The 11,423-nt window shown below is 52.2% G+C and carries 9 protein-coding genes and 1 pseudogene; 2 read left to right on the top strand and 8 right to left on the bottom strand.

Annotated elements, in window-relative coordinates; translation table 11 throughout:
• Position 1: 1 nt before the first annotated feature.
• Both dcd and udk read right to left on the bottom strand, forming a co-directional pair.
• Complete coding sequence (gene dcd, locus ACJHYR_RS17380) at positions 2-583, bottom strand: dCTP deaminase (RefSeq protein WP_001234777.1); 582 nt, start codon at positions 581-583, stop codon at positions 2-4.
• 91 nt (positions 584-674) lie between these two features.
• A complete protein-coding gene (gene udk, locus ACJHYR_RS17375; RefSeq protein WP_001295424.1) occupies positions 675-1,316 on the bottom strand; it encodes a uridine kinase in 642 nt (213 codons plus the stop codon).
• Between the two features lie 317 nt (positions 1,317-1,633).
• Here udk and ACJHYR_RS17370 point away from each other — a divergent pair, with 317 nt between their 5' ends.
• On the top strand, positions 1,634-4,951 hold the full coding sequence (locus ACJHYR_RS17370; protein WP_072837349.1) for a diguanylate cyclase: 3,318 nt from the start codon (positions 1,634-1,636) through the stop codon (positions 4,949-4,951).
• A 37-nt stretch (positions 4,952-4,988) separates the two neighbouring features.
• On the opposite strand, the gene alkA is transcribed toward ACJHYR_RS17370, so the two are convergent.
• On the bottom strand, positions 4,989-5,846 hold the full coding sequence (gene alkA, locus ACJHYR_RS17365) for a DNA-3-methyladenine glycosylase 2 (RefSeq protein WP_000288358.1): 858 nt from the start codon (positions 5,844-5,846) through the stop codon (positions 4,989-4,991).
• 133 nt (positions 5,847-5,979) lie between these two features.
• On the opposite strand from alkA, the pseudogene yegD reads away from it, so the two are divergent.
• A pseudogene (gene yegD / locus ACJHYR_RS17360) lies at positions 5,980-7,306 on the top strand (molecular chaperone).
• Between the two features lie 12 nt (positions 7,307-7,318).
• Here yegD and yegI read toward each other — a convergent pair.
• From yegI to ACJHYR_RS17335, 5 genes are all read right to left on the bottom strand, one after another.
• Positions 7,319-9,259 carry a protein kinase YegI gene (gene yegI, locus ACJHYR_RS17355; RefSeq protein WP_072837348.1) on the bottom strand — a complete coding sequence of 647 codons (1,941 nt, stop codon included), beginning with the start codon at positions 9,257-9,259 and terminating at the stop codon, positions 7,319-7,321.
• A complete protein-coding gene (gene pphC / locus ACJHYR_RS17350; protein WP_064225561.1) occupies positions 9,256-10,017 on the bottom strand; it encodes a protein-serine/threonine phosphatase PphC in 762 nt (253 codons plus the stop codon). The genes yegI and pphC overlap by 4 nt, the downstream gene beginning before the upstream one ends.
• On the bottom strand, positions 10,014-10,673 hold the full coding sequence (locus ACJHYR_RS17345) for a vWA domain-containing protein (RefSeq protein WP_000003177.1): 660 nt from the start codon (positions 10,671-10,673) through the stop codon (positions 10,014-10,016). The genes pphC and ACJHYR_RS17345 overlap by 4 nt, the downstream gene beginning before the upstream one ends.
• 220 nt (positions 10,674-10,893) lie before the next feature.
• Positions 10,894-10,953: a type I toxin-antitoxin system toxin IbsA gene (gene ibsA, locus ACJHYR_RS17340; RefSeq protein WP_010723109.1), complete on the bottom strand. Its 60-nt coding sequence runs from the start codon at positions 10,951-10,953 to the stop codon at positions 10,894-10,896.
• Positions 10,954-11,225: 272 nt separating this feature from the next.
• Entirely contained in the window at positions 11,226-11,282 is a 57-nt protein-coding gene (locus ACJHYR_RS17335) for a type I toxin-antitoxin system Ibs family toxin (RefSeq protein WP_001386901.1), read from the bottom strand.
• Between the last annotated feature and the right edge of the window lie 141 nt (positions 11,283-11,423).

The following is an 11,423-nucleotide window of genomic DNA, read 5'->3' as shown; positions in this document are numbered from 1 at the left end:
ATTAGTCTTTATCGATTCGGCTGGCTACCGCGCCCTGCTGGTTGCGATATTTCGCATCTTCACGGCGGTTGTAAGGTCGCGCCGCCGGGCCGGAAAGCGGCTCAAAGCTCAGCGCACCAATTAACATGCCCGGACGCAGCGCCAGCGGCAGCTTACCGGAGTTGTAGAACTCCAGCACAATACAGCCAGACCAGCCCGGATCGATACGGTGCGCGGTGACGTGCACCATAAGCCCCAGACGCGCCAGTGAGGAACGACCGTCCAGCCATCCCACCAGATCGGCTGGCAGCGTCACCGACTCCAGCGTCACCGCCAGCGCCAGCTCTCCTGGGTGAAGATAAAACGCCTCGCTTTCATCGAGTACGATCTCATCGCTCATCACGCGGTCAAGCGCGGCGCTCACTTCATCTTTGGGACCGCTCAGATCGATAAACGCTGCCGTGTGACCACGGAAGGTACGAAATTTATTGCCCAGGCGCACATCCACCGTCGCGCCATTAATACGCTCCACTGGCGGACGTGGGTTGATCGACAAACGGCCTTCATCAAGCCAGGCTTCAATATCTCGGTCACACAGACGCATGGCATTTTCTCCTTTCGTGCATCACTCCCTTAACGCCAATTACGTCAAGGGCATACCAGGTTATCACTGAACGGTACACAATTTATCAAGCTTATTCAAAGAACTGACTTATTTTCGCTTTCAATATATCGATGGCGATGCGGTTTTTCCCGCCGCGCGGCACGATAATGTCCGCATATTGTTTAGAAGGCTCAATGAATTGCAGGAACATCGGACGCACGGTTTTTTGATATTGCGCCATCACTGAATCCATTGAACGCCCACGCTCGTTAACGTCACGCTTGATGCGGCGCATCAGGCAGATATCCAGCGGGGTATCAACGAAAATTGAGAAGTTAAGTTCGTCACGCAAACGCGCATCCGTTAGCAGCAAAATGCCTTCGAGAATGATGACTTTCTTCGGCTCAACCGTCACCGTTTCTTTCATACGCGTATGTTCAACATAGCTGTAAACCGGCAGGTCAATGGCCGAGCCGCGTTTCAATGCTTGTAAATGCTCAAGCAGCAGGCTGTGATCCATCGCGCTGGGATGGTCGTAGTTGGTCTTAACGCGTTCTTCCATCGACAGATGGCTTTGATCTTTGTAATAGCAGTCTTCGGGAATTACGCCGATGTGTTCATCACCGACTTGCTCACGTAATTCACGATAAAGGGTACTGGCAATAAGACTCTTGCCGGAAGCCGATGCGCCAGCGATACCGATAATGACGCACTGATGAGACTGATCAGTCATATATTTAGCGACCTGATTAACCTGGATGTTAGGAAGGGGGCGACGAAGCGCCAAACGCGGCAATTATAGGGATTTCATCCGCCTGATACCAGTCGAATAGCGTTGCCGCGCGCTCAGAGTAATTGTTGACGAATAATTCCCGGTGGCAAATTACGTTGTTCAGTTTTAATGCAAGGTAAAAAATGTTATACGCCGTTGCGCAAATTATCCGCCTTTACGTCACTTTATGAGCAATTCGCATATAAAATGTAAAACTTTTGTACTAGCATAAACACAGAAACGAATACTGGCGACCTGGTCTTGCGGATAAAGCGGTAATGAGCAAACAATCACAGCATGTATTAATTGCCCTGCCCCACCCGCTGCTTCACCTGGTCAGTTTAGGTTTAGTCTCGTTTATCTTTACCCTTTTCTCGCTTGAGCTTTCGCAGTTTGGCACCCAACTCGCCCCACTGTGGTTCCCGACGTCCATCATGATGGTGGCGTTTTATCGCCATGCCGGGCGCATGTGGCCGGGGATTGCGCTGAGCTGCTCGCTGGGAAATATCGCCGCATCCATCCTGCTTTTTTCCACCAGCTCGCTGAACATGACCTGGACGACCATCAATATTGTTGAAGCCGTGGTCGGAGCAGTGCTACTGCGTAAATTGCTGCCGTGGTATAACCCCTTGCAAAATCTGGTTGACTGGCTGCGTCTGGCACTCGGCAGCGCCATTGTTCCACCTCTGTTAGGGGGTGTTCTGGTTATCCTGCTGACGCCCGGAGACGATCCTCTCAGGGCATTTTTGATATGGGTACTGTCAGAATCCATCGGCGCACTGGCACTGGTGCCACTGGGATTGTTATTTAAACCACACTATCTGCTGCGCCATCGCAACCCACGGTTGCTTTTTGAGTCGCTGCTCACGTTGGCCATCACACTGACGTTAAGCTGGCTTTCGATGCTGTATCTGCCGTGGCCTTTTACTTTCATTATTGTGCTGTTGATGTGGAGCGCCGTGCGCCTGCCACGAATGGAAGCCTTTTTGATCTTCCTTACCACGGTGATGATGGTGTCACTGATGATGGCCGCTGATCCCTCCCTGCTTGCTACGCCGCGTACATACCTGATGAGCCATATGCCGTGGCTACCGTTTTTGCTGATCCTGCTGCCCGCCAACATCATGACCATGGTGATGTATGCCTTTCGTGCGGAACGCAAACACATTTCCGAAAGCGAAACCCGTTTTCGTAACGCGATGGAATATTCCGCCATCGGCATGGCATTAGTGGGCACCGAAGGGCAATGGCTGCAATCCAACAAAGCACTCTGCCAGTTTCTCGGTTACAGTCAGGAAGAACTGCGCGGACTCACCTTTCAGCAACTGACCTGGCCGGAGGATCTCAATAAAGATCTGCAACAGGTTGAAAAGCTGATCAGCGGTGAAATAAACACCTATTCAATGGAAAAACGCTACTACAACCGCAATGGCGATGTTGTCTGGGCGTTGCTTGCCGTCTCACTGGTACGCCACACGGATGGCACGCCGCTCTATTTTATCGCTCAGATTGAAGACATTAACGAGCTAAAACGCACCGAACAGGTGAATCAGCAACTGATGGAGCGCATCACGCTGGCTAACGAAGCGGGCGGGATTGGCATCTGGGAGTGGGAGCTAAAGCCGAATATTTTTAGCTGGGATAAGCGGATGTTCGAGCTGTATGAAATTCCTCCGCATATCAAACCGAACTGGCAGGTGTGGTACGAGTGCGTGCTGCCGGAAGATCGCCAGCACGCCGAAAAAGTGATTCGCGATTCATTGCAATCACGCTCTCCCTTTAAACTGGAATTTCGCATTACCGTGAAAGACGGCATTCGCCATATCCGCGCCCTCGCTAACCGGGTACTGAATAAAGAAGGCGAAGTCGAACGCCTGCTCGGCATTAATATGGATATGACCGAAGTGAAACAGCTTAACGAGGCATTGTTTCAGGAAAAAGAGCGCCTGCACATTACGCTGGACTCCATCGGTGAAGCCGTGGTCTGTATTGATATGGCGATGAAAATTACCTTTATGAATCCGGTGGCGGAGAAGATGAGCGGCTGGACGCAGGAAGAAGCATTAGGTGTTCCGCTCCTGACGGTGTTGCATATTACTTTTGGCGACAACGGACCATTAATGGAGAACATTTACAGTGCCGACACCTCACGTTCCGCGATTGAACAAGATGTGGTGTTGCACTGTCGGAGCGGCGGCAGCTACGACGTGCATTATAGTATTACGCCGTTAAGTACTCTGGACGGCAGCAATATAGGCTCGGTTCTGGTGATTCAGGACGTCACCGAATCACGCAAAATGCTGCGCCAGCTGAGCTACAGCGCCTCCCATGATGCACTGACGCATCTCGCCAATCGCGCCAGTTTTGAGAAGCAACTGCGTATCCTGCTGCAAACGGTAAACAATACACATCAGCGACATGCACTGGTGTTTATCGATCTTGATCGCTTTAAAGCGGTGAATGACAGCGCCGGGCACGCCGCTGGCGACGCTTTGTTGCGCGAACTGGCGTCATTGATGCTGAGTATGCTGCGCTCCAACGACGTGCTGGCGCGACTCGGTGGCGATGAATTTGGTCTGCTGCTGCCAGACTGTAATGTCGAAAGTGCGCGTTTTATCGCTACACGCATTATCAGCGCCGTTAATGACTATCACTTTATCTGGGAAGGACGAGTACATCGGGTAGGTGCCAGTGCCGGGATTACCTTGATTGATGACAACAATCATCAGGCAGCTGAAGTGATGTCGCAGGCTGATATCGCCTGTTATGCCTCCAAAAATGGTGGCCGGGGCCGGGTGACGATTTACGAACCGCAGCAAGCTACCGCACATAGCGAACGGGCGGCGATGTCGCTTGATGAACAGTGGCGGATGATTAAAGAGAATCAGTTGATGATGATCGCCCACGGTGTCGCTTCGCCGCGGATCCCGCAAGCGCGTAATTTGTGGCTGATTTCACTTAAGCTCTGGAGTTGCGAAGGCGAGATTATTGATGAACAAACATTTCGTCGTCGCTTCAGCGATCCGGCACTTAGCCATGCTCTTGACCGACGGGTATTCCACGATTTTTTCCAGCAGGCCGCAAAAGCGGTTGCCAGTAAAGGCTTAAGCATCGCCCTCCCCCTTTCCGTTGCCGGTTTGAGTAGCGCCACGCTGGTGAATGAACTAATTGAGCAGCTGGAAAATAGCCCTCTACCACCACGGTTATTACATCTGATTATTCCGGCAGACGCGATTTTAGATCACGCAGAAAACGTGCAAAAACTGCGGCTGGCGGGATGTCGGATCGTATTCAGTCAGGTGGGCCGCGATCTGCAAATCTTCAACTCGCTGAAAGCGAATATGGCAGATTACCTGCTACTTGATGGTGAGTTATGCGCCAACGTGCAGGGAAATTTGATGGATGAGATGCTGATTACGATCATTCAGGGGCACGCTCAGCGGCTCGGGATGAAGACCATCGCCGGGCCAGTAGTTTTACCCCTGGTGATGGATACGCTTTCTGGCATCGGCGTCGATCTGATTTATGGCGATGTGATTGCCGATGCCCAACCGCTGGATTTGCTGGTGAATAGCAGTTATTTCGCGATTAACTAAGGCGTGCTTCCCCATCGCCTGATGCGGCGTATCAGGCCTACAATTCGTCCGTTCCGTCTGGTTGCCAGCCTTCCGTATACCAGATATGCAACAGCGCATAAGAACGCCAGGGCTTCCAGCGTTCGGCATAACGGCGGATTTGTGCCGGTGTCATTCCCGGAAATCGCTGTTTAATCAGATAATCATCCGGCAGGAAAACATCTTTCGCCTGCCAGCCACGTAAGGCGAAATAATTCGCCGTCCAGCGCCCGATACCCGGAAAAGTTTGCAGCGTTTTCATCGCTTGCTCTACGTCGCCCGGAATTGTCATTGGTAAGGAGCCCTCCAGCGCCGCATTTGCCAGATGAATCAGTGCCTCAGCCCGTTTCAACGGCATACCTAACGCTTTTAATGCCTGCGGGTCGGCTGCAGCCAGCCGCTGAGGCGTGGGGAAGCAGACATAATCCGGAAAATCATCCAGCCGTTCGCCATAAAGCTGTGCCACTCTGGCGGTCAATTTTGCCGCCATCGCCACGCTCACCAGTTGGCCTAAAATCGCCCGCACGCCCTGCTCAAAAGCATCAATACTGCCGGGTAAACGCAATCCGGGCCGCGCCGCGCCTAACTTGCCCAACGCACCGTTAACAATCTGCGGGTTACATTGCAGATCAAACAGGCGGCTCATTTTCGCCAGACACTCAGCGGCAACAGGTTCTAAACCTGCACTTAAATTTATGTGCAGAGTATGGCGGGCTATATCCGGAATAGCAGTTACCACGCCGCGATATTCGCCCACCGCCAGACTACGGGCATAATAACTGTCCGCGACCGTTTCCACACCGTTCACCGCACGGGCGGCGAGAAATCCCAACATCCACGACCAGTCATATGGCGGCTGCCAGTTCAGGGTATACATCGCATCTCCTTTTTAATCCGCTTTCAGCATAAACGTTATTCAGACGCTACGCTTTGCTTTCATATTCCGGTTGTCGCGACGGCAACATTTCGCTAAAGTCTCGCCCCTTCTTCACCGGCATGGGGATTATTTCGTGTTTATTGGTTTTGATTACGGTACAGCAAACTGTTCAGTGGCGGTCATGCGCGACGGTAAGCCGCAATTACTGAAAATGGAAAACGACAGCACGCTGCTGCCTTCAATGCTTTGCGCGCCAACGCGTGAAGCGGTAAGCGAATGGCTACGACGATGAAACGCAGGCGCTGTTGCGTCGGGCGATTCGTTATAACCGCGAAGAAGATATCGATGTTACGGCGAAAAGCGTGCAGTTCGGTCTTTCCTCACTGGCACAGTACATTGATGATCCAGAAGAAGTGTGGTTTGTGAAATCACCAAAATCGTTCCTCGGTGCCAGCGGCTTAAAACCGCAGCAGGTAGCGCTGTTTGAGGATCTGGTCTGCGCAATGATGTTGCACATTCGCCAGCAGGCGCAGGCGCAGCTGCCGGATGCGATTACTCAGGCGGTGATTGGTCGCCCGATCAACTTCCAGGGGCTGGGCGGCGATGAAGCAAACACCCAGGCGCAAGGGATTCTGGAACGCGCGGCAAAGCGTGCCGGGTTTAAGGATGTGGTATTCCAGTACGAGCCGGTCGCGGCTGGGCTGGATTACGAAGCCACCTTGCAGGAAGAAAAACGGGTGCTGGTGGTGGATATCGGCGGTGGTACGACTGACTGTTCATTGCTGCTGATGGGGCCGCAGTGGCGTTCGCGTCTCGATCGTGAAGCCAGCCTGCTGGGTCACAGTGGTTGCCGTATTGGTGGTAACGATCTGGATATCGCGCTGGCGTTTAAAAACCTGATGCCGTTACTTGGCATGGGTGGCGAAACCGAAAAAGGCATCGCCCTGCCGATTCTGCCGTGGTGGAATGCGGTTGCCATCAACGACGTACCTGCGCAAAGTGATTTCTACAGTAGTGCCAACGGTCGTCTGCTTAACGATCTGGTACGCGATGCCCGCGAACCGGAAAAAGTGGCCCTGTTACAGAAAGTCTGGCGTCAGCGTTTAAGCTATCGCCTGGTGCGCAGTGCAGAAGAGAGCAAAATCGCCCTTTCAAGCGTAGCGGAAACCCGCGCCTCACTGCCGTTTATCAGCGATGAACTGGCTACGCTGATTAGCCAGCAAGGGCTGGAAAGCGCCCTCAACCAGCCACTGGCGCGGATTCTGGAACAGGTGCAACTGGCGCTGGATAACGCCCAGGAAAAACCGGACGTTATCTACCTGACCGGCGGTAGCGCCCGTTCGCCGCTGATTAAAAAGGCGCTGGCAGAACAGTTGCCGGGCATTCCGATTGCAGGCGGCGATGACTTTGGCTCCGTCACCGCCGGGCTGGCACGCTGGGCGGAAGTGGTGTTCCGTTAATTGAAAACTGGCTCAGCAACGGCTTAAATCAGCCTGCGCCTGAGCCAGTTTTTCTGCCGCCTGACGTAACGGTTCCATCAACAGCATGGTCCGTGCTGGAGCTTGAAGGCGGAATCGCTGCAACTCTGTCGCGCCGACAGTCAACGTCGATTCCAGCCGATGTCGTTTGGCGGCCATTTTAGTCAGTACCGCTTGTCTGTCTGCAGGCGTTACCGCTTCGTTCGGCCTGAACACAAAACGGCGTTCACAACTCGCTTTCCAGTCGATAACCGCCTGGGTCAGATGGTCGCCAAACCCTTTCACTTGCTTAACGCCACGACGGGTAACATCTGCGGCTGTTTCAATACCAAAAGACCGTAACGCCGCTTTACGCGCAGGGCCAACGCCGGGAATAGAGGCAACATCAATAAAAAATCCCTCCAGAAACTTCTGCTTCTGCCGTTCCCTTGCAGTGTCATGAAGTGCTGCCAGAGCGCATTTCTCCTCTTCCGGTAACCCGAGAATTTCGTCCTTCATTTTTTCGAGCATCGTCCGTTTGGCGATAAAACCTTCCAGCCCGCCCAACTGTTGGATCTGGCTGACTAAATGGTCATAGTCCATTTTCGCGCGATTAAACGCCTCACGGCGTTGCTGGATTTCTGCTTTGTACGCTTTGCTTGTCAGGCTGCCAATAATCCAGATAGCCGCCAGCACAGGAACCAAAATGATATAACGCGGTTCTGCCTGAAGGCCGCAAAGCAACAGCGATAACGCTGACAGTGCGATCTCAATCAGAATGATGTATTCACGCCGTAACAGGCCTAAAGCAAGCGGCCTGCCAGTCAGTTGGAAATGATCGGGTAATGGCAGTTGCAATGCTGGTGGTGCTACTGACGCCATCACCATCGCCCAGACTTTCGCCAGCACAAAATCACCGCTGGTGGTAATGACCTCTTCGCCGAGATCAATAAAATAGATAACGCCTTGATTATCCAGCGCACACCACGGGCAGTCAGTCAAATGACCGGGGTAAACATGCATTGCCGAAACGGTACATTTCTTTAACTGTTGGCGTAGAGAATCAAGTGCCGCTACCCACGCTTTTGCCGTCGGACGCCCGGTTGCCACGCCACTTTCCGTGAATGCCTGCTGAAACATGGCTTCAACATCGTCCGGTAACATCGACAGCGGAATAGATCGTGGCGGCGGTTTTAAACCACGTCGCTGATTATCTGACGCGTAGGCATAACGGAAATGGGCAATATCCGTCTCCAGTGCATTCCCCGCATCAGAGATAAGCGGCACACCAGAATAAGGATGCCGCCCACCAAACAAGACGTGAAAAATCAGCAACGCTAGGCCAAAATTATCGTGATTTTCTGTGCGTTCAAAGCCGACAAATGACGACAAGGTTTGTAGCTCTGGCGGCGTAAAATGCGACACGCCAACTTCGCATAAATGCAACGTGCCATTAGCGTTAATCTGAAAGGAGTCGCTATCAATCAACACCACTTTGCTGTCGCGACCTACCATAAAGCTATTCTGGTTTACGTCACCCACGACGTGCCCGTGCTCGTGAACCGTAGCAAAAGATGAAGCAATATTGCGCGCAACATAGAGTAGAAAATCCCACGCACAATGAGGGTAACTCTGGCGACGATGTGCCGGGCTATAGATCATATGAATCGGTTCTTTACCAGAAACTTTTGGCATCATAAAACCGATAACCTTTCCGCCTCGTCCACCGTGAAGCGTTGCCTGCGGCCAGGCGACATAATTCAACAATTGCGCGTCAGCTGTCGCAGCCATAAAGGCAAGTTTGTCCTGTTTTAAGGCGGGTGGCGGCGTGTGATAAATCTTGGCGACGCTATCGACAAACTCCTCGATATCATAAACCGCGCCTTCGCCACCTTTGCCCAGTTCACAGCCTGGCGTAACGCACTCACCAGTAGCAGTATATAAAGTGGGTTTCATGGTAACCACAGCGCCAGTGCCAACGTTTTATCATCATCCGTACGCTCGTTTACCGCCGGGCTGGACAAAAACTGCTTTAACAATTCAGGTAATAAATCGAGTTGTTCCTGCGTTGCTGACGCCAGCCCATTGAAAAACGGGGTAAAGAAAGGCACATGGGGAGAATTATCCAGCATATTTAACGCCAGCCGCTGGATACCATCCGTAAATGCTGCAACTTTGTGCGCACGCTCAGTGCTGGTGAAAGTTTCCAGTCTGGAAACAGCATCTTCATCAGTAATGAAGTGTGTCATATTGGCATATTCACCTACCATCGGCGTGAGCGGCAGTTGCAGACCGTGCCCCAAATCGACCACCACGCCGCCATCGCCAATCTGCATAATCAGGGTGCCGTTAGGCGATGAAATCAGTCCCAGAAACGTGCAGGCAAAATCGCGAACAGCTAATTCTTTGGCTTCCGCCTCGGCAAAAAGTCGCTGACGAACGGTCAGCACAATATCCGTTGCGAGGACATCATTAAGCCCCAATTCCCCGCCCTGCACTTTTTGCATCATATAAGCCATCGCTTCATTGACGGCGAGCATCGCGCCTTCGCCACCCTGCGAGACACTGCCTGCGCCATCAGCGACAAATACCGTCAATAATGGCTGCTGGTCATTTAGCCAGGCAACCTGCATCTGGCAGGCATCCTGGCAAGGCAAGTCCGCGCTGATGTGCGACGTTCCAACAGCTGATGCATAGACCAGACGCCAGCTCACACTGACGTCCAGCCTTTTGGCGCTTCCAGCACAACTTCCGTTCCCGGCGTGGAGCGGGAAACCGAACGCAGCGAACTGGATAACCAGCTAAACAGTTCACGGAATTGTAATCCCTGCAGTGGCAAAGGCTGACGAACGCTGATTTGTGCCAGCGTCTTCATATCCGCCCCCTGTACACCAATGGTAAAGAAGGCAAACTTCTTATCTTCTTCCCCCTGAAACACTTTGTTGGCGGCAGCCTGCCACTCATCGGTTGGTGCGCCATCAGTGATCAGGAAAATCCATGGACGATAATAGGAAATACCATTGGCACGATACTCACGTTTGCGCTCCTCAACCATATCCAGGGCTTTGGTAATGGCGGCCCCCATTGGTGTATCGCCCTGGGCAAACAGGATGGGCGGGAAAAAATTAGCGGCACTGGTAAAGGGTTGTTCCACATGCACCGGGCCGAACGTCACAATACCGAGTTCCACTCTTTTTAAGGCCAGCGGATCGGCAAGCAGTTCATCGCGAAAGGTAACCAATCCGGCGTTAAGTTCATTAATAGGTCTACCACTCATCGAACCAGAAACATCCAGCAACAAAATGCAGGGGCAACGTGGTTCCGGGTTACTGGCAAAATCGCTGGTGGCAAACGTGATTTGTTCGCTCATAAGAAATCCTTTCTTAGAGAATTATTGAGGTCCGGTATCATACCGATTGCAATAATGAAATAAGAGCAAACGAAGAAACTTTCAGAATTAGGCCCGGCGGCGCAGAAAATTTTGCTATTCGCCTCGCAAGAACGGAGAGCCGTCGATTGACACTAAGGGCGGAGTGACATAATTTCAGGAGTGAGGGTTAGGGAGAGGTTTCCCCCTCCCCCTGGTGTTCTTAGTAAGCCTGGAAGCTAATCACTAAGAGTATCACCAGTATGATGACGTGCTTCATCATAACCCTTTCCTTATTAAAAGCCCTCTTCTCCGGGAGAGGGTTTCCCGTTTCAGCGTCCCGCTGAAATCGTCGGCTTACCTCCTTTCGCCCTGAATGCAGTCTATCGCTAACGCGTGAACAAAATAGTTTCCTCTGTGATTATTGCGTAACGACTCGCAAAGAATATTTGCTGGCAGGATCGCAGACTGCAAAGCCTGCAGATTGACAATCTTATCGTGAAGGCATAATTTCAGGAGTGAGGGTAGAGCGGGGTTTCCCCCGCCCTGGTAGTCTTAGTATGCTGGGTAGCTAATCACTAAGAGCACCACGATGATGAGTAGCTTCATCATGACCCTTTCCTTATTTATGGCCCCTTCCTCGGGAGGGGCTTTCCCGTTTCAGCGTCCCGCTGAAATCATCGGCTTACCTCCTTTCGCCATGCACGTAGTCTATCGCTAACGCGTAGATAAAATAGTTTCATGTGTTATTAC

Source organism: Escherichia sp. WS1450 (genome assembly GCF_046487395.1).
In the GTDB taxonomy this organism is placed as follows: domain Bacteria; phylum Pseudomonadota; class Gammaproteobacteria; order Enterobacterales; family Enterobacteriaceae; genus Escherichia; species Escherichia coli.
This window is presented reverse-complemented; position numbering and strand designations above follow the sequence as displayed.

What these genes read in the sequence shown, in the direction of transcription:
- alkA (WP_000288358.1), bottom strand. Translation starts at nt 5,846, where the DNA reads ATGTATACCCTGAACTGGCAGCCGCCATATGACTGGTCGTGGATGTTG.
- ACJHYR_RS17345 (WP_000003177.1), bottom strand. Translation starts at nt 10,673, where the DNA reads ATGAGCGAACAAATCACGTTTGCCACCAGCGATTTTGCCAGTAACCCG.
- dcd (WP_001234777.1), bottom strand. Translation starts at nt 583, where the DNA reads ATGCGTCTGTGTGACCGAGATATTGAAGCCTGGCTTGATGAAGGCCGT.
- yegI (WP_072837348.1), bottom strand. Translation starts at nt 9,259, where the DNA reads ATGAAACCCACTTTATATACTGCTACTGGTGAGTGCGTTACGCCAGGC.
- udk (WP_001295424.1), bottom strand. Translation starts at nt 1,316, where the DNA reads ATGACTGATCAGTCTCATCAGTGCGTCATTATCGGTATCGCTGGCGCA.
- ACJHYR_RS17370 (WP_072837349.1), top strand. Translation starts at nt 1,634, where the DNA reads ATGAGCAAACAATCACAGCATGTATTAATTGCCCTGCCCCACCCGCTG.